Source organism: Pseudomonas sp. WOUb67 (genome assembly GCF_050058005.1).
Taxonomy (GTDB): Bacteria; Pseudomonadota; Gammaproteobacteria; order Pseudomonadales; family Pseudomonadaceae; genus Aquipseudomonas; species Aquipseudomonas putida_R.
The window spans coordinates 90,735-114,569 of the sequence record NZ_CP170112.1; the positions used below are offsets into that span (position 1 = coordinate 90,735).

The following is a 23,835-nucleotide window of genomic DNA, read 5'->3' on the forward strand; positions in this document are numbered from 1 at the left end:
GCCTGATGAGCAAGATCACCCTGACGCTGGCTTTGGCACTGGCCCTTGCAGCCCCCCTTGCCCTGGCGCAGCCCGAGCGCAGCCAGAAGATGGACACCTCGCTGCTGCAGCGTCAGGACCTGGCCTACCGTTTCAGCCAACTCGACCTGGATTCGGCCGATGGCCAGCGTCATTACCGTGTGTGGGTCGGCACGCCGAACCGCCCCGCGCCAGCCTCCGGATACCCGGTGCTGTGGATGCTCGACGGCAATGCTGCGCTTGGCGCGCTGGACAGCCAGCAACTGGCCAGGCTTGCCGCCGGCCAGGCGCCCTTGCTGGTGGCCGTGGGCTACCAGACCGAACAGCGTATCGAGCGGGCTGGGCGTACTTACGACTACACCCCGACGTTGCCCGGGCAGGCCGAGCAGCGTGACCCGCTGACCGGCCAGCCCAGTGGCGGCGTGGATGCATTTCTGGACCTGCTGACCGAGCGCATGCGGCCGATGGTGGCCGGGGTGGCCCCCATCGACCTGCAACGACAGACGCTGTGGGGCCATTCCTACGGCGGGCTGGCCGTGCTTCATGCGCTGTTCACCCGGCCCGGGGCGTTCAGTGAATACGCGGCAGCCAGCCCTTCGCTGTGGTGGCATGACGGGGCAATCGTGCATGAGGCGCAGGGGCTTGAACAACGCATGGGCAACACCCCGGCGCGGCTGCTACTGATGCGCGGCAGCGAGGAACCTGCCAACCCCAGGGCGCCGGTAAAGGGCGATGTCGAGAGACCGGCGCGCGAACTGGCAGCGGACCTGGCCAAGGTAAAAGGCCTGCAGGTACGTTTCGAACGGTTCGAGGGGCTGGACCATGGGCAAATGCTGGGGGCATCGTTGAAGACGGTGCTCGGGCAGCTGGCCAGATAACGGCTAAACCGGCTCCGGCCTGCTGCGCCCTCTTGTCATCAGGGGTAGGTGTACTTGAGCAGGTACTGGCTCAAGTCGCGGAAGGCATCCCTGGAAATCCGGGGTACCAGGTCCGTGCTACGGCCAAGGGTCTTGCAACAGGCCATGACCATCTGCTGGCGCACCGGCTCATCGAGCATGCCGGCATGCACCACCTGGAAGAATTGAAGGTAGGCGCCAGAGCCGCTGCTTTCACGGCTGCGACGGATTTCGACCGGTGTGTCGTGGTAAGCCGCCCGGAAAAAGGCCTGGCCGTTGTAGTCCGCCTGCGGGGTCAACACGCCCTGGGCATCGCACGTGCTGTGGCACAGCACCTTGCTCTGCTGGTCCGTCTCGAAGCCTCGCTCATAAAGCGTAATCTGCGACCCGACGGCCTGTGTGCAGGCGTGTTCGAAAGCGTTGAGGATCTTTTTGGCATTCGCCTGGGAGGCCTGGATCTGCGACAACGCCACGAACCGCTCGATTTCGCCCTTGGCAATGCTCTTGACGCCACGGTCGAGGGTCGCCCAATGGCTGAACTCCTCCTTGCAAGCGATCATGTGAATCTCGAAGCGGTAACCCGCCGCCACAGCCGCAGGCGGGAAACTGGCGAATGCTTCGTCATCCAGTGCCGATTCCATGATGATGTTGTAGCGATTGGCGAAGGCGTACGCGAAAACCTTGCCGCTCAGTGCCCTGATGAAGGTTTCGGTGTGCTCGTATACATGCAACACACCGTGCTGGCTCATATCGCTGTAGTGCGGGTGCAGTTTGCGGAACGCTGGCAAATAAAGCCGCACATGATTCGGGTAGCGCTCGCTGGGCAGCAACTGCTTCTCCAGCAGGTAAGTCTTGCCCGACCCTTGCGCTCCGGCAACGATGAGCATGTTCGGGGTTGGGTCGCTTTCAGGCCCATCAGCTTCGCGCGCCTTGTCGAACAGCGCATTGTCGAGCTGGGCGAAGGCATCCTCCACGTCGCTTTCGGTGAACGGGTAAAGCGTGGCCATTCTGCAATCCTCAGGTGTCTGCCCGAAATGGGCTGGCCGACACTCTAGGAATTGCCCCGCTGCACAGTGTGGTAGTTAGTTAAGGCGCTGCTCGCTACCCCTTCACACACACCACCTGGCGCAGGGTGTGAACCACTTCGACAAGCGCCTGCTGGGCACGCATTACTGCGTCGATGTCCTTGTACGCCATCGGGATCTCGTCGATGACTTCCTTGTCCTTGCGGCACTCCACATGCGCCGTGGCGCGCCGTTGGTCCTCGACGGTAAAGCGGCTTTTGGCCTTGGTCCGGCTCATCACCCGGCCGGCGCCATGGCTGCACGAACAGAACGACTCCTCGTTGCCCAGCCCACGCACGATGAAGCTCTTGGCCCCCATCGAGCCCGGGATGATGCCCAGCTCGCCCTTCTGTGCCGACACCGCCCCTTTGCGCGTGACCAACACTTCGCGGCCAAAATGCTGCTCACGCTGTACATAGTTATGGTGGCAGTTCACCGCCTCAAGGCGGGCCTCGAACGCTTTGCCCAGCGCCTTGCGGGCAGCACCGACCACCGCCAGCATCATCAGCTCGCGGTTCTGCCGGGCGTAGTCCTGCGCCCATTCCACCGCTTCGACATAGTCGGCGAAATGGCGGCTACCTTCTTCGAAATAGGCAAGGTCCTTGTCCGGCAGGTTGGCCAGGTGCTGACGCATATCGGCCTGGGCCAGCTCGATGAACAGGTTGCCGATGGCATTGCCCACACCGCGCGAGCCGCTGTGCAGCATGAACCAGACGCGGTCGGCCTCATCCAGGCACACCTCGATAAAGTGGTTACCACCGCCCAGGGTGCCCAGGTGGTGACGGTTATTGGTCTTCTCCAGCCGCGGATACTTGTCGGTTATGGCCTTGAAGCCCCCCGCCAGCTGGCCCCAGGCCTTGTCCGCCTTGGCCGGCACATCGGCCCAGGCGCCCTGGTCACGTTTGCCGAAGGTCTTGCCATGGGGCACCGCCTGCTCGATGGCACTGCGCAAGCCATGCAGGTTGTCTGGCAGGTCACGGGCGTGCAGCGAGGTGCGCGCGGCGATCATGCCGCAGCCGATGTCCACGCCAACCGCTGCGGGAATGATCGCGCCGACCGTGGGGATCACGCTGCCGATGGTCGAGCCCTTGCCCAGGTGCACGTCGGGCATCACCGCCAGGTGCTTGAAGATGAACGGCATCCTGGCCGTGTTCAGCAGTTGTTGGCGGGCCTCGTCTTCGACCGGCACGCCATCGGTCCACAGCTTGATCGGCTTGCCACCGGCGACCTGGAGAATATCCATGGGTTGTTCCTCGAATGCATGACGGCATGATACCGCCAAAGGTCGTAGAACCGTGGGTTGCCAGCGGGGTGGCCAGGTGCGGTATGCTTGGGCGGTCTTCAGGGCGGGGTGCAAGTCCCCACCGGCGGTAAATCGAAAGATGAGCCCGCGAGCGCCCCGGTCATGCCGGGGGTCAGCAGATCTGGTGCAACTCCAGAGCCGACGGTCATAGTCCGGATGAAAGAAGGCGTCAGGCAGGGGCCATCCGGGCGCCCCTGCGCACGCATTTTGTTCGCCCCGAGACGTTCATCGATCATTCACGAGGAGCGTTTCATGTCCATCCGTAACCACCCGCAATTCCCCGCTGTTTCCGCCGCCATCGCCGCCTTCCAGGCCGGGCGCCCTGTGCTGCTGCTTGACGATGACGACCGCGAGGACGAAGCGGACATCATTGCCGCTGCCGAAAACATTACGTTGCAGACCATGGCCATGATGATCCGCGACTGCAGCGGCATCGTCTGCCTGTGCCTGGACGAAGCCACCGTCGACGCCCTGCAACTGGCGCCAATGGTGCAGAACAACCAGGCCCGCCACGGCACCGGCTTCACGGTCACCATCGAGGCCGCAGAAGGCATCACCACCGGGGTTTCTGCCCAGGACCGCATCACCACCATTGGCGCGGCACTGCGCTCCAGCGCCGAACAGCGCCATATCGTCAGCCCGGGGCATGTGTTCCCGCTGCGCGCCCGCAATGGCGGGGTACTGACCCGCCGTGGGCACACCGAAGGCTCGGTGGACCTGGCGCGCCTGGCCGGCCTGCGCCCGGCGGCGGTGCTGTGCGAACTGATGAACCCCGACGGCAGCATGGCCCGTGGCGAGCAAGTGGCGGTGTATGCGCGCCAGTACAACTTGCCGGTGCTGACCATCGAAGAGCTGGCGCGATACCGCGAAGCGATGCTGGAGCTCGAAGCCGAGCCAGCCTGATAGAGCACCTTGGGGCTCTTCGCGGGCTTGCCCGCTCCCACAGGGTCTGCGCCGGGTTCAGAGCCGGTGCAATACCTGTGGGAGCGGGCAAGCCCGCGAAGAGGCCGACAAATCCAGACACATTGCCCCGGAAGTTTGCTCCCCCCGCCCCGCTCTGCTAGTGTCGCGCCGTTCTGAATGCCACCGAGACAGTCGCCATGGCCCGCAAAAAAGCCTCCCTCGATTTCGAGCAATCCCTCGCAGACCTGCAAGCACTGGTCGAGCGCCTGGAGAACGGCGAGTTGTCGCTGGAAGAGTCGCTGGCCGCCTTCGAGCAAGGCATCGCCCTGACCCGTGATTGCCAGGGTGCCCTGGCCCAGGCCGAGCAGAAAGTGCAAATCCTGCTGGAGCGCGACGGCGAACTGGCTGCACAGCCCTTCGACGCGGAGCCGGAAGCATGATCGGCACCTACCAGGCCAGTTGCCAGGCTCGGGTCGACGCCGCCCTCGAACCGCTGTTCGTCGCCCCGTCCAAAGAGCTGGAACGCCTTTACGCCGCCATGCGCTACAGCGTGATGAACGGCGGCAAGCGCGTACGCCCGTTGCTGGCCTACGCGGCCTGCGAAGCCTTGGGCGCCCCGGCCGAACAGGCCAACGGCGCGGCCTGCGCGGTCGAACTGATCCACGCTTACTCGCTGGTGCATGACGACCTGCCAGCCATGGACGACGACGACCTGCGTCGCGGCCAACCCACTACCCACAAAGCCTTCGACGAAGCCTGCGCCATTCTCGCTGGCGACGGCTTGCAGAGCCTGGCGTTCAGTGCCCTGCTCGACCCAGGCCTGAGCCCGCAGGCCGACAGCATTCGCCTGGCCATGGTCCAGGCCCTGGCCAAGGCTGCCGGCCCGGCAGGCATGGTCGGCGGCCAGGCCATCGACCTCGGTTCGGTGGGCCTGAAGCTAAACCAGCAGGCACTGGAGTTCATGCACCGGCACAAGACCGGCGCACTGATTGAAGCCAGCGTACGCCTCGGCGCCCTGGCCAGCGCCCGCGCCGAACAGGCGCAGCTGGATGCCCTGCAGGTTTATGCACAGGCCATCGGCCTGGCATTCCAGGTGCAGGACGACATCCTCGACGTGGAAAGCGACACCGCCACCCTGGGCAAACGCCAGGGTGCCGACATAGCGCGTGACAAACCGACCTACCCGGCCCTGCTGGGCCTGGAAGCGGCCAAGGCCTATGCAATCGAACTGCGCGACCAGGCGCTGATTGCACTGCAAGGCTTCGGTGAAGCGGCCGAGCCGCTGCGGGACCTGGCGCGCTACATCGTCGAACGCCGTAACTAGACAGCTACACCTATCCCTGTGGGAGCGGGTTCACCCGCGAATGCGGCGGTACATTCAGCACCGCATTCAGCACCGCATTCGCGGGCAAGCCCGCGCCTACAATGGGGTGTCGCAAACAGTGGTCGAATGGGCACTTTTCCCACAATGGGGTAAACTGCCGCGTCTTAACACACCTATAACGACTCGCCTGATGCCCACGACGTTTCAAGAGATCCCCCGCGAACGCCCGGTCACGCCGTTGCTCGACCGCGCTGACACGCCTGCCGGCCTGCGCCGGCTGGCCGAAGCCGACCTGGAGACCCTGGCCGACGAACTGCGCCAGGAACTGCTCTACACCGTGGGTCAGACCGGTGGGCATTTTGGCGCCGGTCTGGGCGTGATCGAGCTGACCATTGCCCTGCACTACGTGTTCGACACCCCGGACGACCGGCTGGTGTGGGACGTGGGCCACCAGGCCTACCCGCACAAGATCCTCACCGGGCGCCGTAACCGCATGCTCAGCCTGCGCCAGAAGGACGGCATTGCCGCCTTCCCGCGCCGCAGCGAAAGCGAGTACGACACCTTTGGCGTCGGCCACTCCAGCACCTCGATCAGCGCCGCACTGGGCATGGCCATTGCCGCCCGTCTGCAGAACAGCGCACGCAAGTCGATTGCGGTGATCGGGGACGGCGCGCTGACTGCCGGCATGGCCTTCGAGGCGTTGAACCACGCCCAGGAAGTCAACGCCGACATGCTGGTGATCCTCAACGACAACGACATGTCGATTTCGCGCAATGTCGGCGGCCTGTCCAACTACCTGGCCAAGATCCTTTCCAGCCGCACCTACGCGAGCATGCGCGAGGGCAGCAAGAAGGTGCTGTCGCGCCTGCCAGGCGCCTGGGAAATCGCCCGCCGCACCGAGGAATACGCCAAGGGCATGCTGGTGCCGGGCACGCTGTTCGAGGAACTGGGCTGGAACTACATCGGCCCCATCGACGGCCACGACCTGCCGACCATGATCGCTACCCTGCGCAACATGCGTGACCTGAAGGGCCCGCAGTTCCTGCACGTGGTGACCAAGAAGGGCAAGGGCTTCGCCCCGGCCGAGGTCGACCCGATCGGCTACCACGCCATCACCAAGCTGGAGCCGGCCGACAAACCGGCCGCGCCGAAGAAAGTCAGCGGCCCGAAATATTCCGCCGTGTTCGGCCAGTGGCTGTGCGACATGGCCGCCGCCGACAACCGCCTGGTGGGCATCACCCCGGCGATGAAGGAAGGCTCCGACCTGGTCGACTTCAGCGAACGCTACCCGGAACGCTACTTCGACGTGGCGATCGCCGAGCAGCACGCCGTTACCCTGGCGGCCGGCATGGCCTGCGAGGGCAGCAAACCGGTGGTGGCGATCTACTCCACGTTCCTGCAGCGTGCCTACGACCAGCTGATCCACGACGTGGCCGTGCAGAACCTCGACGTGCTGTTCGCCATCGACCGCGCCGGCCTGGTCGGCGAAGACGGCCCGACCCATGCGGGCAGCTACGACTTGTCGTACCTACGCTGCATCCCGGGCATGCTGGTGATGACCCCGAGCGACGAAAACGAGCTGCGCAAGATGCTCAGCACCGGCCACCTGTACAACGGCCCGGCAGCCGTGCGCTACCCGCGTGGCACCGGCCCGAATGCGCCGATCAGCGGCGACCTGGAGCCACTGGAAATCGGCAAGGGCGTGGTTCGCCGCCAAGGCGAGAAAGTCGCCCTGCTGGTGTTTGGCGTGCAGTTGGCCGAGGCCATGCAGGTGGCCGAGCAGATCAACGCCACGGTGGTCGACATGCGGTTCGTCAAGCCGCTGGACGAAGCCTTGGTGCTGGAGCTGGCGGGCAGCCACGAGTTGCTGGTAACCATCGAAGAGAACGCCATCATGGGTGGTGCGGGTGCTGCGGTAGGTGAGTTCCTGGCCAGCCAGGCAGTGCTCAAGCCGCTGCTGCACCTGGGCTTGCCAGATATTTATGTCGAGCATGCCAAGCCTGCGCAGATGCTGGCTGAGTGCGGGCTGGATGCGGCCGGGATCGAGGCTTCGGTCAAGGCTCGCATGGCCAGGCTCGGCCTCTAGGGCCTTTTCGCGGGCACGCCCGCTCCCACAGGGATATCACCAGCCTTAAGGGCAGTGGATTACCTGTGGGGGCGGGCGTGCCCGCGAATGCTATGGTGCAGAAAATGAGAAACCCAACCTTTGCCACCCTGCTCTGCCTTCCCCTCCCGCTGCTGGCCACTGAGCGCGACGACGCCCTCAAGCTCCCCGACGTGCTGATCAGCGCCAGCCGCCAGGTCGAGTCCCGTACCGCGACCAGCGCCGCCAACACCGTCTTTACCCGCACCGACATCGACCGCCTGCAACCCACCAGCGTCACCGACCTGCTCAGCCGCGTGCCCGGCGTACAGGTGGCGCCTACCGGTGGCCGTGGCAGCCTGCCCGGCATCTTCATCCGTGGCACCAAGGCCGCACAAAGCCTGGTGCTGGTGGATGGCGTGCGCATTGCCAACGCCACCTCCGGCGACAGCGGCCTGCAGTTTCTCGACGTTGACCAGATCGAGCGGGTGGAGGTACTGCGTGGCTCGCGTTCGGCGGTGTACGGCAGCGATGCCATTGGCGGGGTGATCCAGATCTTTACCCGCCGCAGCAGTGGCCCCGGCCTGCAACCGCGCCTGCGCCTGGCGGCGGGCAGCAACCAGACGTTCCAACGCAGTTTGGGGCTTTCTGGCGGCAACGGCGCAACCCGCTTCAACCTTGGCGCCAGCCTGGATGAAACTGCCGGCATTGACTCGACCGGGCCGTCGTTCGCAAGCGATGGTGACCACGACGCCTACCGCAACAATTCGCTCAACCTGAACCTGAGCCACACCTTCGGTGAGCGCTTCGAGGCCGGGCTGAACCTGCTCGACAGCCGTGGCCGCAGCGAGTACGACAACCCGTTCGGCGGCTTCGATCCGGTCACCTTCGAAAGCTTCGGCCAAAAGCCCTACACCGATTTCAGCGTCAGCAGCCTGGGCAGTTACTTCGATGCCCAGCTCACCGACGCCTGGCATTCACGGCTGGAACTGGCCCACAGCGAGAACCGCGACGACAAGCGCGACAAGCTCAGCGCCGAACGCTTCGTGTTCAATACCTACCGTGATCAGGTCACCTGGCAGAACGACCTGGCCCTGGGCGAGCGGAACAGCCTGCTGCTGGGTGGTGACTGGTACGAAGACCGCGTGCACGCCAGCACCGACTTCACCGAGGACAGCCGCTGGAACCGCGCCGTCTTCGTCCAGCACCGCTACCAGGGCGAGCAGTTCTCCACCGAGGTGGGTGTGCGGCATGACCGTAACCAGCAGTTCGGCGGCCAGACCACCTGGAGCGGCAGCCTGACCGTACCGTTGAACGCGCAGAATGATGTGCTGCTGTCCTACAGCGAAGGCTTTCGGGCGCCAACCTTCAACGACCTGTATTACCCCCAGTTCAGCAACCCGGACCTGGACCCCGAGCACTCCAGAAGCTACGAGCTGCAATGGCGCAGCCAGCTGACGGCGGACAGCCGCCTGGAGACCTCGCTGTACCGCACCGACCTGCGCGATGCGATCGTGTTCGGCGAGGACTCGATACCCCGCAACGTCGCCTCGGCCCGTATCAACGGTTTCGAAATGGCCTTGGCGCAACAATGGGGCGCCTGGCACAGCCAGCTCGGCGTGGCACTGATCGACCCTCGTGACCGTGACAGCGGCCACACCCTCGCCCGCCGGGCACGCCGCACACTGAGCCTGGACCTGGACCGTGAAATCGGGCCTTTCACCGTGGGCGCAGGCTGGCAAGCGGTCAGCGGCAGCTATGACGATGAGGCCAACCGCAACCGCATCGCCGGCTATGGCCTGCTCGGTTTGCGCGGTAGCTGGGCAGCCACTGACGAACTGAAACTGGAAGCGAAGCTGGATAACCTGCTGGACCACACTCACAGCCGTGCCCTGTACAGCTACGAGGGTGCCTACCACCCCTACCGCGAAGAAGGCCGCACGCTGTTGTTCAGCGTTACCTGGACGCCGGCGCTTTAGCCGCGAGCAACGCGCACAACCGGGCGGTGGCTTCGATCATCTGCCCGCTGGGCCGCTCAAGGCCTTTGTCGGGCACCACCAGCAAGCGGCCGTCGGCAACCGCACGCAGTTGCGGCCAGGCCTTCCAGCTCGCCAGTTGCGCCTGATCGCCAGCCAGTATTACCTGTGGATTGCGCAGCAGCACAGACTCCACATTCACCTGCGGTGCCGGCTGGGTGAGGTCGGCGAACACATTGCGCGCCCCGCACACGGCCAGGGCATCGCTCACCACCTGCCGGCCACCCAGGGTGTACAACGGCTGGTCCCACACCTGGTAGAACACCTGTAATGGCTCGTCACGCCGGTACTGCTCGCGCAACTGCCGCAGCCGTTCCCGCAGGGCCTGGGCGTACTGATGGCCTTGTTCGGCACGGCCGATACGCTCGGCGATGGCTTCGATCTGCGCGATCAACTGGTCGATATCGTGGGGTTCTGCACTGAAGGTGGCGATGCCCAGGCGCTTGAGTTGATCGCGCTGGGCAGGTGGCACGCTGCCCGGCCAGAGCAGCAACAGGTCGGGGCGCAGGCTGAGCAGGCGCTCCATGTTCAGCTGCCCCTGGCGCCCGACCGAGGGCAGGCCGCGCAGCGCTGGCGGCCGCTCGCCACCGTCGAGCACGCCCACCAGCAGGTCGTCGGCCTGCAGTTCGAGCATGATTTCAGTCATCGAAGGCGCCAGGCTGACCACCCGCAGGGGGTCAGCGGCCATCACGGTGCAGGCGAACAGCGCCAGCAGGCCTGGCAGCAGGCGCATCAGCCGAGCTGGCGTGGAATGCGATAGAGGTACAGCACCACCACGGTAGACAGCGCGAGCAGGACCTGCGGCACCGCCTCAAGGCCGACCAGCACCGAGAGGGCGGCGACCCAGGCCGGGAAGCAGGCGTACAGCATGGCCATGCGCCTTACCCGGGCCAGTTCGATCCAGGCCGCAGGCTCTTCGCCCGTGCCGAGCACCTTGGCGGTGGCGATCAGTGCCCGCTTGTAGGCGCCGAAGCGCGGCAGGCTGAGGAACATGGTCGCCGCGCCGGCGATGAACAGTGGCATGGCCAGCACCGGGATCAACGCGTCACCACCACCAAAGGCCCAGGCCATGACCGGCAGCGGCACCAGGCCCATCGCCAGGTACTGCCACCAGGCCAGTGCCAGGCGCCGCTTGACCTCGGCGCGGGTCACGCTTGGGGCACCTCGCCCTGGTGTTCATTGCCCAGCATGTGGCCGAGTTTGCCGGCTTTGGTCGCCAGGTAGTAGCGGTTGTGCGGGTTATGCCCGGTGTGCAGCGGCACACGTTCGGCAACCACGATGTTCATGTCGGTCAGGGCTTTGACCTTGCGCGGGTTGTTGGTCATCAGGCGCAGGGCTTTCACACCCAGGTGCTCCAGCATCGGCAAGCAGATGGCGTAGTCGCGCTGGTCGGCGGCAAAGCCCAGGCGTTCATTGGCTTCGACGGTATCGGCGCCACCATCCTGCAGCTCATAGGCGCGGATCTTGTTCAACAGGCCGATGCCACGGCCTTCCTGACGCAGGTACAGCAGCACCCCACGGCCTTCACGGGCGATGGCCTGCAGCGCGGCTTCCAGCTGCGAACCGCAGTCGCAGCGCTGGCTGAACAGGGCATCACCGGTCAGGCACTCGGAGTGCAGGCGCCCCAGCACCGGCTGGCCGTCCGCGATGTCACCCAGGCTGAGCACTACGTGCTCGCGGCCAGTGGCTTCTTCGAGGAAGCCATGCATGGTGAAGGTCGCGAATGGCGTCGGGAGTTTAGAGGCGGCAACAAAGACGACGGGCACGTTGTGCTCCTGGAATAAGTTGGAAATTTCTCGTGGGGCGATTGTATCAGCCGGTTGCAGGCTATGGGCGGGCTGAATACGGTGGGTTAAGATCGAAAAGTTCGATGCTTATTAAAAGCCATTGCTCTGCCTGTACCTCGTGGGATCCCATCACCCTGTAGGAGCAGCCTTGTGCTGCGAAGAGGCCGGCAATGCTAAAGGAATCTTCGCCTGCAATGGCCTCTTCGCAGCACAAGGCTGCTCCTACAGGGCTTGTGCTTACCTTGGAGTCGACGCTGGTCAGGGAGTACCGCGCCAGCCCCTTGGATGCTAATGAGGGCGGCTATCCGGGCTGAACGGGTACGGCTGCTTCCAGCGCTCGAAGATCGGCTTCAGCTCGCCGCTGCGCACCAGCGCGTCCATACGCTTGTCGAACAGGTCGCACAGTGCCTTGGCCTGGTCGTTGCGGGCGAAAGCCAGGTACAGCGGCAGTTCGGCCACATGGGTACGGCGGAAGTTATCGGGCCGGGATGCCTGGCTCAAAACATAATCGACTTCGGTCTGGGCATCGATGTAGAAGTCCACCCGGTCATGCTCGAGCATCGGCAGAATGCCTTCGCGGCGCTGGATTTCACGAAATTCATGCACACCTGGCAGGTAGCTGCCGTAATCGTAGCCACGCACCCAGGCCAGGCGATACGTGCCCACATTCTGCGGAGTAGGCGCAGGTTTGCTGGCCAGCCCCAGGGCGTAGATGTGGTCCATGTCGAAGTGCCAACGCGGGTACAGGTTGTCTTCGTTCTCCTGCTTGTACGAGCCCACCCAGGCATCGGCTTCGCCACGTTTGACCAGCCCGACTGCACGGCTGTAGGGCGCGCTCTGGGTCACCACCTTGACGCCTGCTGGCTCGAACACCTTGCGCAGCACGTCCCAGGCTACCCCGGTACCGTCAGCGTTGGTGTAGTCGAGCCACTCTTCACTGACCAGGTGGATCTGCTTCGGCACGCCTTCAGCAGCCGCCACCCATGGGGCAACGCTCAGCAGCATTGCCAACAGCACAGTCCTTATGGCCATTCACGCGCTCCCTGTTCAGGCAACCGCCCACACCAGAACCTGCATGCCCAGCCAGGCAAACACGCCGGCCAGGATATCGTCGAGCATGATGCCGACGCCCCCGTGCACATGGCGGTCGATCCAGCGGATCGGCCATGGCTTGAGGATGTCGAAGAAGCGGAACATCAGGAACCCTGCCAGCAGCCACTGCCAGCCTTCCGGCACCAGCCAGAGGGTGATCCACATGCCGACGATCTCATCCCAGACAATGCCTTCATGGTCGTGTACGCGCAAGTCATTGGCGACTTTGCCGCACAACCAGAAGCCAAACAGCATGCTTACGCCCAGCAACAGCCAGTAGCCCCAGTCTGGCAGCATCTGCCACAACGGGATGAACGGTATGGCCACCAGCGAACCCCAGGTACCCGGGGCCTTGGGCAAGGTGCCAGAACCAAAGCCAAACGCGATGAAGTGCCACGGGTTGCGCCAGACCGAAGGCGGAACGAACTCCGCAGGCACCTGATTGGGGTGATCGGTCACGGTGTCTCCCTAAAGTGTTGATAGCCCCGCTGAACGGGGGTGATGTCCCGGCCCTGCGCGTCGCGCAAGGTCACGCCCTGCCCTTCGAGCACACGGCCAATGGTATGCACCTCGACAAGGCCGAGGTCAGCCAGGGGCGCCAGCGCCTCCGGCGGCAGCGTGAAAGCCAGCACGTAATCGTCGCCGCCGGCGAGGGCGGCCTGCACTGCCGCTTCGCGGCCGAGAAACGCCTCTACAGCAGGAGACACTGGCACCTGGGCCAGGTTCACCTCCAGCGCAACGCCGGACGCCTTGGCGATATGCCCGCAATCGGCGAGCAGGCCGTCGGAGATGTCCAGCGCCGCCGTGGCCCGGCCCCGCAGCAGGGTGCCAAGGGTGAGCTGCGGCATTGGCGACCAGTAATGGGCCAACAGCGGCTCGGCCTGCTCGGCAGGTGCTTCGCGTTCACCCAGCACCAGCGGCAGCGCGCCGGCCGCCTTGCCCAGCACACCACCGACGCACAGCAGGTCGCCTGGGCGTGCACCGCTACGGCGCAACGCCTGGCCTGCCGGCACGCGGCCAAACACGGTGACGGTGATACTCAGCGGACCGCGGGTGGTGTCACCCCCGATCAGGCTCATGCGGCAACGGTGGGCCATACGGCTGAGGCCGTCGGCATACGCCGCCAGCCAGTCAGGGCCAACGTCAGGCAGGGTCAGGGCGAGGGTGAAGCCGATCGCGGTCGCGCCCATGGCGGCCAGGTCACTGGCGGCCACGGCCAACGAACGCTGGCCAAGCAGCAGCGGATCGCAGACAGCGGGGAAATGCACCCCGGCGACCAGGGTGTCGGTCGACACCGCCAGTTGCTCACCGGGGGGAAGGGCTAGCAGGGCGCAGTCGTCGCCGATACCCAGGGCCACGCCCTCGCCGCCCTGCGCACAAGGCGCGGCGGCGAAGTAATGGTTGATCAGCTCGAACTCACCCATGGCTCTACAGCGCCAGAATCAGCGCTTGTTCGCCTTGACTTCGGCTTCACGCAGCGACGGTGCCAGCTTGTCCAGCACGCCGTTGACGAACTTGTGGCCGTCGGTGGCACCGAAGACCTTGGCCAGCTCGACACCTTCATTGATCACCACGCGGTACGGTACGTCGACGCGCTTGATGAACTCCCAGGTGGACAGGCGCAGCACGGCCAGCTCGACCGGGTCGAGCTCTTCCAGCGTCATGGTCATGCAAGGCACCAGCGCCTTGTCGATTTCGCCCTTGATTGCCGGAACTCCATGCAGGATTTCACGGAAATAGGCACCGTCGACATCGGTGAAATCGTTATCCACCCGGAACTGTGCTTCGATCTCGTTCAGCGAATGCTGCGCCATGTGCCACTGGTACAGCGCCTGGGTCGCGAGCTTGCGGGCTTCGCGGCGCTTGGCGCTTTTCGAGGGCTTGCCGGCATCCGCAGGTTTTGGATCGCGCGGGTTGAAACGATCGCTTTCGTCGCTAATCACTTGGCCTCCAACTGCGCCAGCAGGCTGACCATTTCCAGTGCGGACAGGGCAGCTTCAGCACCTTTGTTGCCGGCTTTGGTGCCGGAACGCTCGATGGCTTGTTCGATGGAGTCGACGGTCAGTACGCCGAAGGCCACCGGAACACCGAACTCCATGGACACCTGGGCCAGGCCCTTGGTGCATTCGCCCGCCACGTATTCGAAGTGCGGGGTACCACCACGGATCACGGCGCCCAGGGCGATGATCGCGTCGTAGGCGCCTTGCTGGGCGACCTTCTGTGCTACCAGCGGGATTTCAAATGCGCCCGGGGCACGGATGATGGTGATGTCGCTTTCGCTGACACCGTGGCGTACCAGGGCATCAACGGCACCGCTTACCAGGCTTTCAACGACGAAGCTGTTGAAGCGGCCAACCACCAAAGCATAGCGACCTTTGGGGGCGATGAAGGTACCTTCGATGGTCTTCAGGGTCATTCCGATATTCTCATCTTCAAGAGCGAGGCCGCTTACAAGCGGCCTCGACAGGGGTCTGGACTCGAGCAGAGGGCGTCAATGCCGCCTCAAGTCACTCGGAGGGCACGTATTCTACAACTTCCAGATCGAATCCGGATATCGCGTTGAACTTCATCGGCGAACTCATCAGGCGCATCTTGCGCACACCAAGGTCGCGCAGGATCTGCGAACCAGCACCCACGGTGCTGTAAGTGGTCGGTGCCTTGGTCGGCGCGTCGCCCGCGCTTTCGCGGATATGCGCCAGCAGCACGTCGCCGTCCAGCGGGTGGCCCAGCAGCAAGACCACGCCGCTGCCGGCCTCGGCCACGGCGGCCATGGCAGCACGCAGGCTCCAGCGGCCGGGTTGCTTGACCAGCAGCAGGTCGCGCAGCGGGTCCATGTTGTGCACACGCACCAGGGTCGGCTCTTCGGCGCAGATCTTGCCCAGGGTCAGGGCCAGGTGCACGTCGCCTTCCACCGCGTCGCGGTAGGTGACCAGGTTGAACTCGCCCAGCTCGCTTTCCACCGGCTGCTCGGATACACGCTGCACGGTGCGCTCGTGGATCATGCGGTAGTGGATCAGGTCGGCAATGGTGCCGATCTTCAGGCCATGCTCGGCGGCGAATACTTCCAGCTCGGCGCGGCGCGACATGGTGCCGTCGTCGTTCATCACTTCGCAGATCACGCCGCTTGGCTCGAAACCGGCCATGCGCGCCAGGTCGCAGGCAGCTTCGGTGTGGCCGGCGCGGGCCAGGGTACCGCCAGGCTGGGCCATCAGCGGGAAGATGTGGCCAGGGCTGACGATGTCTTCGGCCTTGGCATCCTTGGCGGCAGCGGCCTGCACGGTGCGTGCACGGTCGGCGGCGGAGATGCCGGTGGTGACGCCTTCGGCGGCTTCGATCGACACGGTGAACTTGGTGCCGAAGCCCGAGCCGTTGCGCGGCGCCATCAGCGGCAGCTTCAGCGTTTCGCAACGCTCGCGGGTCATCGGCATGCAGATCAGGCCACGGGCGTGCTTGGCCATGAAGTTGATGTGCTCGGGCAGGCAGCATTCGGCTGCCATGATGATGTCGCCTTCGTTCTCGCGGTCTTCGTCATCCATGAGGATGACCATTTTGCCCTGGCGGATGTCTTCGACCAGTTCTTCGATGCTGTTGAGCGCCACGCGGCACCCCCTTCTCAATCAGGATTTCAAGAAGCCGTTGGCGGCCAGGAAGCTTTCGGTAATGCCACTGCCCTTGCTCGGTTCGGCGGCCTTGTCACCCAGCAGCAAGCGCTCCAGGTAACGGGCCAGCAGGTCGACCTCAAGGTTTACCCGACGCCCTGCGCGGTAGTCGGCCATGATGGTTTCGGACAGGGTGTGCGGGACAATGGTCAGCTCGAACTCGGCGCCATTGACCTCATTGACCGTCAGGCTGGTGCCGTCGACGGTGATCGAACCCTTGTGGGCGATGTACTTGGCCAGCTCCTTGGGTGCACGCACACGGAACTGGATGGCGCGGGCGTTATCGCTGCGCGAGATGATTTCGCCGACGCCGTCGACATGGCCGCTGACCAGATGCCCACCCAGGCGGGTGGTGGGGGTCAGGGCTTTCTCCAGGTTGACCTTGCTGCCGCTCTTGAGGTCGATGAACGCGGTGCGTTTGAGGGTTTCGACGCTGACGTCGGCCCAGAAACCATTGCCCGGCAGTTCGACGGCGGTCAGGCATACCCCGTTGACGGCGATGCTGTCGCCCAGTTTGACGTCACCCAGGTCGAGCTTGCCGGTTTCGACGTAGACGCGCACGTCGCCACCCTTGGGGGTGAGGCTGCGGATGGTGCCGATGGATTCGATGATGCCGGTGAACATGGGGTCTTCCTCAAAAACGGTTTGCACGGGGCAAGCCCGGCATTATACGCCGGGCGCCGGCAGGGGGATGGCCGTGACCCGCCAGTCATCGCCCACTGCGCGCATTTCGGTAATTTTCAAGCGCGGCGCTTCGCTCATCCTGTCCAGCGGCCAGTCCAGCAACGGGCGGGCCTGGGAGCCGAGGAAGGTGCCAGCGACGAACAGCTGATACTCGTCGACCAGGCCGTGGCGGGCAAAGGCACCGACCAGGCCGGCACCGGCTTCCAGCAGGATTTCGTTGACGCCTCGGGCTGCCAGGGCCTGCAGCAGCGCTGGCAGGTCGACCTGGCCATTGTCACCTGGCAGGCTCAACAATTCGTGGCCGGCAGCGGCATAGCGCGGGTCATCTGCGACAGCGGTCACCACAAGTGCCGGGCCGGCCTGGAAGAACGGCGCATCCAGTGGCAGGCGCAGGCGGCCATCGACCAGTACGCGCAGCGGTGTGCGGCTGAGTGCCAGGGCAGTGGTTTCGGCATCCAGGCCCAGCTCGGTGCCCCGCACGGTCATCCGTGCATTGTCGGCCAGCACGCTGGCAGCACTGGTCAGCACCACGCTGGAGCGGGCGCGCAGCCGCTGTACCGCCGAACGGGCTGCCGGGCCGGTGATCCACTGGCTTTCGCCACTGGCCATGGCGGTGCGGCCGTCCAGGCTCATGGCCAACTTGGCGCGCACGAACGGCAGGCCCGTTTCCATGCGCTTGAGAAAGCCTGGGTTGAGTGCGCGGGCCTCGGCTTCGAGCACGCCACTGGCCACCTCGATACCGGCCTCGGCCAGGCGCCGCAGGCCTTGCCCCGCCACTTGCGGGTTAGGGTCCTGCATGGCTGCCACCACCCGCGCCACACCTGCCTTGACCAGCGCCTCGGCACACGGCGGCGTGCGGCCATGGTGGCTGCACGGCTCCAGGGTCACGTAGGCACAGGCGCCACGGGCACGCTCACCGGCCTGGCGCAGGGCATGCACTTCGGCATGCGGCTCGCCGGCGCGCACGTGCCAGCCTTCGCCGACCACTTCGCCGTCGCGCACGATCACGCAGCCTACGCGCGGGTTCGGGTGGGTGGTGTACAGGCCTTTGCGCGCCAGCTCCAGCGCGCGGGCCATGTAGTGGGCATCAAGGATGGCGGCTTGGCTGGGCATGTTCACTCTTTAGCCGGCTCACGGGCTAGGCGGTCGATTTCTTCGCGGAACTCGTCCAGGTCCTGGAAACGCCGGTACACCGAGGCAAAGCGGATATAGGCCACCTCGTCGAGCTTGCGCAGCTCGGCCATGACCATTTCACCCACCACCAGCGATTTGACTTCGCGCTCGCCAGTGGCACGCAGGCGGCTCTTGATGTGCGCCAGTGCCGCTTCCAGGCGTTCGACGCTGACCGGGCGCTTTTCCAGGGCCCGTTGCATACCGGCGCGCAGCTTGTCTTCGTCGAAAGGCTGGCGCGTGCCGTCCTGCTTGATCAGCCGGGGCAGCACCAGCTCGGCGGTTTCGAAGGTGGTGAAGCGCTCGCCACAGGCCACGCATTCGCGGCGGCGGCGCACCTGCTCGCCCTCGGCAACGAGGCGAGAGTCGATGACCTTGGTGTCGTTGGCACCGCAAAAGGGACAGTGCATGGTGGCAGGCAACAAAAAAAGGGAGGGCCATGGTAGCGCATTGCACTGGCAAGACAAGCCAAAGGGGTTAACATCCATGGGAAATCTGCCCGTTAAGGACTCCCCTATGCACTACCGAGCGCTCGTCGTGCTGTGCTGCGCCGCCCTGCTCGCCGCTTGCGGCAGCGACAGGCCGAAGACCGATACGCCCCCGGCGCCCACGCCAACCCGCTCGGCCAAACCGGTCGAAGTACTGGGCCCGCTGCCGGCCTACCAGCGCGAGCTGAGCGGCACCTTGCTGGAAATCCCGGCCGGTGCCGACGTGGAACTGGCCTTGCTGGTCATCGACGAACGCGACCGCCCGCAACGCCTGCTGGCCAGCAGCAACCTGACCGGCACCGGGCAGGCCCTGCCCTACCACCTTCGCTTCAACCCCGAGGCCTTCCCGGCCGGCGCGCGGGTCGAGCTGCGTGGCCGCGCCAGCAGCTCCGGCCAGCTGATCATGCACCTGCCCCCGGTGCGTATCAGCCAGGCCCAGACCCAGGCCACCGGCCCTCTGCGTTTCGAGAAGGCGCCGTAAGTGCCGCCGCTGGCCCTGCAACAGGCCCTCAGCGGCCTGATCGGCGAAGCGCGCCTGATCGTGAGCGAGCTGCCCGGCTGTGACCTGAAGCTGTGGTTGATCGACGACCAGAACATGGACCGCGCCTTCAGCAGCGACGAAACCCGGCGCATTCTTGAAGAACCGCCCTACTGGAGTTTTTGCTGGGCCAGTGGCCTGGCCATGGCCCGCTACCTGGCCGAGCGCCCGGAATGGGTGGCCGGCAAGCGCGTGCTGGACTTTGGCGCCGGCTCCGGTATCGCCGGCATTGCCGCCGCGCGCGCCGGTGCATTGGAGGTGGTGGCCTGCGACCTCGACCCGCTGGCCCTCGATGCCTGCCGCGCCAATGCCGCGCTGAACGGGGTCGAACTCAGTTACAGCAGCGACTTCTTTGCCGAGGACGACCGCTTCGACCTGATCCTGGTTGCCGATGTGCTGTACGACCGCGCCAACCTGCCGCTGCTGGATGCCTTCCTCGGCCGCGGCCGCCAGGCGCTGGTGGCCGACTCGCGGGTACGCGACTTCAGCCACCCGCTGTACCAGCAGCTGGGCGTGCTCGAAGCACTGACCCTGCCAGACCTGGCCGAGCCACACGAATTCCGCCGGGTCAGCCTGTACCACGCCAGCCGCGACGCCTTATAGTGGTGCCATTCACGAGTTTGCGAGAGTCGCGATGACCCAAGACACGCCTTACATTTTCGACGCTACCGATGCCACCTTCCAGCAACTGGTAATCGAGAACTCTTTCCACAAGCCGGTGCTGGTGGACTTCTGGGCCGAGTGGTGTGCGCCGTGCAAGGCACTGATGCCGTTGCTGGCCAAGATCACCGAGGGTTACCAGGGCGAGTTGCTGCTGGCCAAGATCAACTGCGACGTGGAACAACAGGTGGTTGCCCAGTTCGGTATCCGCAGCCTGCCGACCGTGGTGCTGTTCAAGGACGGCCAGCCGGTGGACGGTTTTGCCGGGGCTCAGCCGGAATCGGCGATTCGCGCCATGCTCGAGCCGCACGTGCAGATGCCCGCCGCCCCCACCGCTTCGCCACTGGAACAGGCCAAGGCACTGTTTGCCGAAAGCCGCTTTGCCGAAGCCGAAGCGCTGTTGCAGGTGCTGCTGGGTGAAGACAACAGCAATGCCGAGGCGCTGATCCTGTACGCCCGCTGCCTGGCCGAACGCGGTGAACTGGGCGAGGCCCAGGTGGTGCTGGATGCGGTCAAGACCGACGAGCACAAGGCTGCCCTGGCCGGCGCCAAGGCCCAGCTGACCTTCCTGCGCCAGGCCGCCAGCCTGCCGGAAGTGGCCGACCTGAAAACCCGCCTGGCGCAGAACCCGCAGGATGATGAAGCGGCTTACCAGCTGAGCATCCAGCAGTTGGCGCGCCAGCAGTACGAGGCGGCGCTGGATGGGCTGCTGAAACTGTTCCAGCGCAACCGTGGCTACGAGAACGGGCTGCCGCAGAAGGCGATGCTGCAGGTGTTCGAATTGCTGGGTGGTGATCACCCGCTGGTTGGGGTTTATCGCCGCAAGCTCTCGGCGGCCATGTTCTGAGAATGCCGGGGCCGCTTTGCGGCCCATTCGCAGCACAAGGCTGCTCCTACAGGGACCGTACGAAGCCGACGGCCACCTGATCCTTGTAGGAGCAGCCTTGTGCTGCGAATGGGCTGCAAAGCAGCCCCAAATTCCTGCCCCTCTCACCCAACCCAGTGATAGACCGGCGCGTCCACGCCACTTTCCACCTTCACCTCACTGCTGTGCCGCAAGCGCACCAGCAGCCGTTTGCCCGCCGCCGTACTCCCCGCCAGCCCTTCCAGCCGGTCCAGCAACTCCGGCCCGCTCATTTGCCCGGCAAGGCGCAGCACATCACGCGCTGCAGTCCATTGCTCGTCATCCTGGCGCGGCGCCGCAACAGTAGCCGTCGCAGCACCCTGCGCCACTGCCGGCACCTCGATTTGCCTACCCAGTTGCGCCCACTCTTCAGGCGCCAGCTCGATGGTCAGGTCCACCGGCCAGTCACCAATCTGTCCACGAATTCTCATGATGCATTCCTTGAGCCCAGGTCAATGCAACCATGCTACCGCAACATGAAACCTTAGCCACGCAGGCTGGCGGCGCGCAGAAAAGTTGTTATAACATTACCCAATCTTCCAGCCCGCCCCGGAGTCGTCCATGCGTCGCCTGCTGCTCGCCCTGCCCTTCGCCTTGCTGCCACTGGCCGTGGCCCATGCCCACGATGACGACCATGATCATGACCACGCCCACGGTACGCTCGGCGCCCACGAGCATGGCGTGGCCAAGCTCAACGTCGTGCTTGATGGCAACACCCTGGAGCTGGAGCTGGACAGCCCGGCAATGAACCTGGTGGGCTTCGAGCATGCCGCCAGCAGCGATGCCGACAAGGCCAAGGTCGCTGGCGTGCGCCAGCAACTCGAACAACCCCAGCAACTGTTCGGCCTTTCTGCTGCTGCAGGCTGCAAAGAGGACCAGCAAGAGCTGGAAAGCCCGCTGTTCGGTGACGCCCCGAAAGCCGACGACAATGGCGACGAACATGAGCACGGTCACCAGCACAGTGACATCGGCGCCCATTACCAACTGACCTGCGCCAACCCCGACAAACTGGCACAGGTGGACCTGACGCCACTGTTCAAGGCCTTCCCGGCCACCCAGAAGATCAACGTGCAATTGATCGGCCCCAACGGCCAGAAAGGCGTGGAAACCACGCCGGCCAAGGCAGTGGTTACCTTCTGAATGAACCAGCCGTTGATCGAACTGCATGACCTGGTGTTCGCCTGGCCAGGTCAGCCGCCGTTGCTGGATATTCCGGCATTTCACCTGGACGCGGGTGAAGCCCTGTTCCTGAAGGGCCCCAGTGGCAGTGGCAAGACTACCTTGCTCGGCCTGCTGGGCGGGGTGAACGTGCCGGCCAAGGGCCGCATCCAGTTGCTCGGCCAGGACCTCGCCATGCTGGGCCAGGGTGCCCGAGACCGCTTTCGGGTCGATCACACCGGTTACATCTTCCAGCAGTTCAACCTGCTGCCGTTCCTTTCGGTACGCGAAAACGTCGAGCTGCCCTGCCGCTTTTCGCACAGCCGCAAGGCCCGCGCCGAGCAGCGCCACGGCAGTGTCGACCAGGCCGCCAGCACGCTGCTGGCCCACCTGGGCCTGGACGACCCCGCCCTGCTCGCCCGCCGCGCCGACAGCCTGTCGATCGGCCAGCAGCAGCGCGTGGCCGCTGCCCGCGCACTGATCGGCCAGCCGGAGCTGGTGATTGCCGACGAACCGACCTCGGCGCTGGATGCCGACACCCGCGAAGCGTTCATCCGCCTGCTGTTCGATGAATGCCGCGCAGCTGGTGCCAGCCTGCTGTTTGTCAGCCACGACCAGAGCCTGGCGCCACTGTTCGACCGTCACCTTTCCCTGGCCGACCTCAACCGCGCCGCCAAGCCCCGGGAGGCCTGATGTACCTGCTCCGCCTTGCCCTGGCCAGCCTGGCCAACCGCCGCTTCACCGCCTTTCTCACCGCCTTCGCCATCGCCCTGTCAGTGTGCCTGCTGCTGGCGGTGGAACGTGTTCGCACCGAAGCGCGCGCCAGCTTCGCCAGCACCATTAGCGGCACCGACCTGATCGTCGGCGCCCGCTCCGGCTCGGTAAACCTGCTGCTGTATTCGGTGTTCCGCATTGGCAATGCCACCAACAACATCCGTTGGGACAGCTTCCAGCACTATGCACAAGACCCGCGAGTGAAGTGGGCGATCCCTATCTCGCTGGGCGACTCGCACCGCGGCTACAGGGTGATGGGCACCACGACGGATTACTTCAGCCATTACCAGTACGGCCGCCGCCAGCACCTGGAACTGAGCCAGGGGCGTGAGTTCGCCAGCGACCCGTTCGAGGTGGTGCTTGGCGCCGAAGTGGCCGAGGCGTTGCACTACAAGCTGGGTGACAAGCTGGTGCTGGCCCACGGCGTGGCAGCCATCAGCTTGGTCAAGCATGACGACAAGCCGTTTACCGTGGTCGGTGTGCTCAAGCGCACCGGCACACCGGTCGACCGCACCCTGCATATCGGCCTGGGCGGTATGGAGGCCATCCACATCGACTGGCACAACGGCGTACCGGCCCGAGGCGCCGGGCGCATCAGCGCCGACCAGGCACGCACGATGGACCTGCAACCTGCCGCCATCACCGCGTTCATGCTGGGGCTGAACAACAAGATCGCAACGTTCAGCCTGCAGCGGGAGATCAACGAGTACCGCAGCGAGCCGTTGCTGGCGATTTTGCCTGGAGTAGCCCTGCAAGAGCTGTGGAGCTTGATGGGTACGGCGGAGCAAGCGTTGTTCGTGGTGTCGCTGTTCGTGGTACTGACCGGCCTGATCGGCATGCTCACGGCGATTCTCACCAGCCTTAACGAGCGCCGACGGGAGATGGCGATCTTGCGTTCGGTCGGGGCCAGGCCGTGGCATATCGCGGGGCTGCTGGTGCTGGAAGCGCTGTCACTGGCAGCGGTCGGGATCGTGGCCGGGCTTGGCTTGCTGTATGCGGGGATTGCTCTGGCGCAGGGGTACGTGCAGGCCAACTACGGCTTGTATCTGCCATTGGCCCTGCCGAGTGCTCATGAATGGACCTTGCTGGCTATCATCCTGGGGGCGGCGTTGCTTATGGGCAGCGTGCCGGCGTGGCGGGCCTATCGGCAGTCGCTGGCCGATGGTTTGTCGATCCACCTCTGAGACCTCGTAATGATCCGAAACCTCACCGCCTGCTTCGCGGGCACGCCCGCTCCCACAGGGTTTTCCACAAGCCTCAGGCTTTTTAAAGGACCTGTGGGAGCGGGCATGCC

General features: G+C 65.0%; 27 protein-coding genes and 1 riboswitch. Of the genes, 12 read left to right on the forward strand and 15 right to left on the reverse strand.

Translation table 11 applies throughout. From position 1 onward, the window contains the following. The first annotated feature begins 5 nt into the window (after positions 1-5). A complete protein-coding gene (locus tag ABOC32_RS00380) occupies positions 6-896 on the forward strand; it encodes an alpha/beta hydrolase (RefSeq protein ID WP_426809804.1) in 891 nt (296 codons plus the stop codon). A 38-nt stretch (positions 897-934) separates the two neighbouring features. On the opposite strand, the gene ABOC32_RS00385 is transcribed toward ABOC32_RS00380, so the two are convergent. After that, a complete protein-coding gene (locus ABOC32_RS00385; RefSeq protein WP_426809805.1) occupies positions 935-1,921 on the reverse strand; it encodes a zeta toxin family protein in 987 nt (328 codons plus the stop codon). 94 nt (positions 1,922-2,015) lie between these two features. After that, the gene (locus tag ABOC32_RS00390; protein ID WP_426809806.1) at positions 2,016-3,221 is read right to left on the reverse strand and encodes an RtcB family protein; all 1,206 of its coding nucleotides are present in this window, start codon (positions 3,219-3,221) and stop codon (positions 2,016-2,018) included. 90 nt (positions 3,222-3,311) lie between these two features. Beyond that, a riboswitch (FMN riboswitch) is annotated at positions 3,312-3,453 on the forward strand. An 80-nt stretch (positions 3,454-3,533) separates the two neighbouring features. Between ABOC32_RS00390 and ribB the strand changes: the two genes are divergently transcribed. From ribB to ABOC32_RS00415, 5 genes are all read left to right on the forward strand, one after another. Next, positions 3,534-4,184: a 3,4-dihydroxy-2-butanone-4-phosphate synthase gene (gene ribB / locus ABOC32_RS00395; RefSeq protein WP_426809807.1), complete on the forward strand. Its 651-nt coding sequence runs from the start codon at positions 3,534-3,536 to the stop codon at positions 4,182-4,184. Between the two features lie 197 nt (positions 4,185-4,381). Continuing rightward, positions 4,382-4,624 carry an exodeoxyribonuclease VII small subunit gene (locus tag ABOC32_RS00400; protein ID WP_003255380.1) on the forward strand — a complete coding sequence of 81 codons (243 nt, stop codon included), beginning with the start codon at positions 4,382-4,384 and terminating at the stop codon, positions 4,622-4,624. Further along, entirely contained in the window at positions 4,621-5,508 is an 888-nt protein-coding gene (ispA, locus tag ABOC32_RS00405) for a (2E,6E)-farnesyl diphosphate synthase (protein WP_426809808.1), read from the forward strand. The genes ABOC32_RS00400 and ispA overlap by 4 nt, the downstream gene beginning before the upstream one ends. 190 nt (positions 5,509-5,698) lie before the next feature. After that, positions 5,699-7,594 carry a 1-deoxy-D-xylulose-5-phosphate synthase gene (gene dxs / locus ABOC32_RS00410; RefSeq protein ID WP_426809809.1) on the forward strand — a complete coding sequence of 632 codons (1,896 nt, stop codon included), beginning with the start codon at positions 5,699-5,701 and terminating at the stop codon, positions 7,592-7,594. 104 nt (positions 7,595-7,698) lie between these two features. Further along, positions 7,699-9,570: a TonB-dependent receptor domain-containing protein gene (locus tag ABOC32_RS00415; RefSeq protein ID WP_426809810.1), complete on the forward strand. Its 1,872-nt coding sequence runs from the start codon at positions 7,699-7,701 to the stop codon at positions 9,568-9,570. Here ABOC32_RS00415 and ABOC32_RS00420 read toward each other — a convergent pair. From ABOC32_RS00420 to nrdR, 12 genes are all read right to left on the reverse strand, one after another. Further along, positions 9,548-10,360 (reverse strand): cobalamin-binding protein, encoded by an 813-nt coding sequence (locus ABOC32_RS00420; RefSeq protein ID WP_426809811.1) that lies wholly within the window; start codon positions 10,358-10,360, stop codon positions 9,548-9,550. The two genes, ABOC32_RS00415 and ABOC32_RS00420, sit on opposite strands and share 23 nt — an antisense overlap. After that, positions 10,360-10,779: an MFS transporter gene (locus tag ABOC32_RS00425; RefSeq protein WP_426809812.1), complete on the reverse strand. Its 420-nt coding sequence runs from the start codon at positions 10,777-10,779 to the stop codon at positions 10,360-10,362. Before ABOC32_RS00425 ends, ABOC32_RS00420 begins: the two co-directional genes overlap by 1 nt. Beyond that, a complete protein-coding gene (ribA, locus tag ABOC32_RS00430; RefSeq protein WP_043199361.1) occupies positions 10,776-11,393 on the reverse strand; it encodes a GTP cyclohydrolase II in 618 nt (205 codons plus the stop codon). Before ribA ends, ABOC32_RS00425 begins: the two co-directional genes overlap by 4 nt. Before the next feature lie 309 nt (positions 11,394-11,702). Then, entirely contained in the window at positions 11,703-12,446 is a 744-nt protein-coding gene (locus ABOC32_RS00435) for a substrate-binding periplasmic protein (protein ID WP_426809813.1), read from the reverse strand. 15 nt (positions 12,447-12,461) lie between these two features. After that, the gene (locus ABOC32_RS00440) at positions 12,462-12,965 is read right to left on the reverse strand and encodes a phosphatidylglycerophosphatase A family protein (RefSeq protein WP_003255391.1); all 504 of its coding nucleotides are present in this window, start codon (positions 12,963-12,965) and stop codon (positions 12,462-12,464) included. Next, the gene (gene thiL, locus ABOC32_RS00445) at positions 12,962-13,930 is read right to left on the reverse strand and encodes a thiamine-phosphate kinase (protein ID WP_063424852.1); all 969 of its coding nucleotides are present in this window, start codon (positions 13,928-13,930) and stop codon (positions 12,962-12,964) included. The genes ABOC32_RS00440 and thiL overlap by 4 nt, the downstream gene beginning before the upstream one ends. Positions 13,931-13,948: 18 nt before the next feature. Beyond that, entirely contained in the window at positions 13,949-14,449 is a 501-nt protein-coding gene (gene nusB / locus ABOC32_RS00450; protein WP_016497782.1) for a transcription antitermination factor NusB, read from the reverse strand. After that, the gene (gene ribH, locus ABOC32_RS00455) at positions 14,446-14,922 is read right to left on the reverse strand and encodes a 6,7-dimethyl-8-ribityllumazine synthase (RefSeq protein WP_003255395.1); all 477 of its coding nucleotides are present in this window, start codon (positions 14,920-14,922) and stop codon (positions 14,446-14,448) included. The genes nusB and ribH overlap by 4 nt, the downstream gene beginning before the upstream one ends. Before the next feature lie 91 nt (positions 14,923-15,013). After that, positions 15,014-16,105 (reverse strand): bifunctional 3,4-dihydroxy-2-butanone-4-phosphate synthase/GTP cyclohydrolase II, encoded by a 1,092-nt coding sequence (gene ribBA, locus ABOC32_RS00460; RefSeq protein ID WP_019472340.1) that lies wholly within the window; start codon positions 16,103-16,105, stop codon positions 15,014-15,016. 18 nt (positions 16,106-16,123) lie between these two features. After that, positions 16,124-16,789 carry a riboflavin synthase gene (locus ABOC32_RS00465; protein WP_016497780.1) on the reverse strand — a complete coding sequence of 222 codons (666 nt, stop codon included), beginning with the start codon at positions 16,787-16,789 and terminating at the stop codon, positions 16,124-16,126. A 42-nt stretch (positions 16,790-16,831) separates the two neighbouring features. Continuing rightward, on the reverse strand, positions 16,832-17,962 hold the full coding sequence (gene ribD / locus ABOC32_RS00470; RefSeq protein WP_426809814.1) for a bifunctional diaminohydroxyphosphoribosylaminopyrimidine deaminase/5-amino-6-(5-phosphoribosylamino)uracil reductase RibD: 1,131 nt from the start codon (positions 17,960-17,962) through the stop codon (positions 16,832-16,834). A gap of 2 nt (positions 17,963-17,964) precedes the next feature. Further along, complete coding sequence (gene nrdR / locus ABOC32_RS00475; protein WP_009685710.1) at positions 17,965-18,429, reverse strand: transcriptional regulator NrdR; 465 nt, start codon at positions 18,427-18,429, stop codon at positions 17,965-17,967. A 106-nt stretch (positions 18,430-18,535) separates the two neighbouring features. Between nrdR and ABOC32_RS00480 the strand changes: the two genes are divergently transcribed. The 3 genes from ABOC32_RS00480 to trxA are packed head-to-tail and all read left to right on the forward strand — an operon-like array spanning position 18,536 to position 20,552. After that, a complete protein-coding gene (locus ABOC32_RS00480; RefSeq protein ID WP_426809815.1) occupies positions 18,536-18,988 on the forward strand; it encodes a YbaY family lipoprotein in 453 nt (150 codons plus the stop codon). Next, positions 18,989-19,648, forward strand: coding sequence for a class I SAM-dependent methyltransferase (locus ABOC32_RS00485; RefSeq protein WP_086974858.1), 660 nt, complete (start codon positions 18,989-18,991; stop codon positions 19,646-19,648). It abuts the gene before it with no gap. Between the two features lie 31 nt (positions 19,649-19,679). Further along, positions 19,680-20,552, forward strand: a complete 873-nt coding sequence (trxA, locus tag ABOC32_RS00490; protein WP_426809816.1) for a thioredoxin — start codon at positions 19,680-19,682, stop codon at positions 20,550-20,552. Positions 20,553-20,695: 143 nt separating this feature from the next. On the opposite strand, the gene ABOC32_RS00495 is transcribed toward trxA, so the two are convergent. Beyond that, positions 20,696-21,040: a hypothetical protein gene (locus ABOC32_RS00495; RefSeq protein ID WP_426809817.1), complete on the reverse strand. Its 345-nt coding sequence runs from the start codon at positions 21,038-21,040 to the stop codon at positions 20,696-20,698. Positions 21,041-21,170: 130 nt separating this feature from the next. Here ABOC32_RS00495 and ABOC32_RS00500 point away from each other — a divergent pair, with 130 nt between their 5' ends. Genes ABOC32_RS00500 through ABOC32_RS00510 form a run of 3 tightly spaced genes read left to right on the forward strand, consistent with a single transcriptional unit; the run spans position 21,171 to position 23,725 of the window. Continuing rightward, the gene (locus ABOC32_RS00500; protein ID WP_426809818.1) at positions 21,171-21,749 is read left to right on the forward strand and encodes a DUF2796 domain-containing protein; all 579 of its coding nucleotides are present in this window, start codon (positions 21,171-21,173) and stop codon (positions 21,747-21,749) included. Then, positions 21,750-22,460: an ABC transporter ATP-binding protein gene (locus ABOC32_RS00505; protein WP_426809819.1), complete on the forward strand. Its 711-nt coding sequence runs from the start codon at positions 21,750-21,752 to the stop codon at positions 22,458-22,460. It abuts the gene before it with no gap. Then, on the forward strand, positions 22,460-23,725 hold the full coding sequence (locus tag ABOC32_RS00510) for an ABC transporter permease (RefSeq protein WP_086974853.1): 1,266 nt from the start codon (positions 22,460-22,462) through the stop codon (positions 23,723-23,725). Before ABOC32_RS00505 ends, ABOC32_RS00510 begins: the two co-directional genes overlap by 1 nt. Positions 23,726-23,835 lie beyond the last annotated feature (110 nt).

Excerpts from the sequence above, each read along its gene's own strand:
- ABOC32_RS00380 (WP_426809804.1), top strand. The coding sequence starts at position 6 with ATGAGCAAGATCACCCTGACGCTGGCTTTGGCACTGGCCCTTGCAGCC.
- ABOC32_RS00385 (WP_426809805.1), bottom strand. The coding sequence starts at position 1,921 with ATGGCCACGCTTTACCCGTTCACCGAAAGCGACGTGGAGGATGCCTTC.
- ABOC32_RS00390 (WP_426809806.1), bottom strand. The coding sequence starts at position 3,221 with ATGGATATTCTCCAGGTCGCCGGTGGCAAGCCGATCAAGCTGTGGACC.
- ribB (WP_426809807.1), top strand. The coding sequence starts at position 3,534 with ATGTCCATCCGTAACCACCCGCAATTCCCCGCTGTTTCCGCCGCCATC.
- ABOC32_RS00400 (WP_003255380.1), top strand. The coding sequence starts at position 4,382 with ATGGCCCGCAAAAAAGCCTCCCTCGATTTCGAGCAATCCCTCGCAGAC.
- ispA (WP_426809808.1), top strand. The coding sequence starts at position 4,621 with ATGATCGGCACCTACCAGGCCAGTTGCCAGGCTCGGGTCGACGCCGCC.
- dxs (WP_426809809.1), top strand. The coding sequence starts at position 5,699 with ATGCCCACGACGTTTCAAGAGATCCCCCGCGAACGCCCGGTCACGCCG.
- ABOC32_RS00415 (WP_426809810.1), top strand. The coding sequence starts at position 7,699 with ATGAGAAACCCAACCTTTGCCACCCTGCTCTGCCTTCCCCTCCCGCTG.
- ABOC32_RS00420 (WP_426809811.1), bottom strand. The coding sequence starts at position 10,360 with ATGCGCCTGCTGCCAGGCCTGCTGGCGCTGTTCGCCTGCACCGTGATG.
- ABOC32_RS00435 (WP_426809813.1), bottom strand. The coding sequence starts at position 12,446 with ATGGCCATAAGGACTGTGCTGTTGGCAATGCTGCTGAGCGTTGCCCCA.
- thiL (WP_063424852.1), bottom strand. The coding sequence starts at position 13,930 with ATGGGTGAGTTCGAGCTGATCAACCATTACTTCGCCGCCGCGCCTTGT.
- ribH (WP_003255395.1), bottom strand. The coding sequence starts at position 14,922 with ATGACCCTGAAGACCATCGAAGGTACCTTCATCGCCCCCAAAGGTCGC.
- ABOC32_RS00465 (WP_016497780.1), bottom strand. The coding sequence starts at position 16,789 with ATGTTCACCGGCATCATCGAATCCATCGGCACCATCCGCAGCCTCACC.
- ribD (WP_426809814.1), bottom strand. The coding sequence starts at position 17,962 with ATGCCCAGCCAAGCCGCCATCCTTGATGCCCACTACATGGCCCGCGCG.
- nrdR (WP_009685710.1), bottom strand. The coding sequence starts at position 18,429 with ATGCACTGTCCCTTTTGCGGTGCCAACGACACCAAGGTCATCGACTCT.
- ABOC32_RS00480 (WP_426809815.1), top strand. The coding sequence starts at position 18,536 with ATGCACTACCGAGCGCTCGTCGTGCTGTGCTGCGCCGCCCTGCTCGCC.
- trxA (WP_426809816.1), top strand. The coding sequence starts at position 19,680 with ATGACCCAAGACACGCCTTACATTTTCGACGCTACCGATGCCACCTTC.
- ABOC32_RS00495 (WP_426809817.1), bottom strand. The coding sequence starts at position 21,040 with ATGAGAATTCGTGGACAGATTGGTGACTGGCCGGTGGACCTGACCATC.
- ABOC32_RS00500 (WP_426809818.1), top strand. The coding sequence starts at position 21,171 with ATGCGTCGCCTGCTGCTCGCCCTGCCCTTCGCCTTGCTGCCACTGGCC.
- ABOC32_RS00505 (WP_426809819.1), top strand. The coding sequence starts at position 21,750 with ATGAACCAGCCGTTGATCGAACTGCATGACCTGGTGTTCGCCTGGCCA.
- ABOC32_RS00510 (WP_086974853.1), top strand. The coding sequence starts at position 22,460 with ATGTACCTGCTCCGCCTTGCCCTGGCCAGCCTGGCCAACCGCCGCTTC.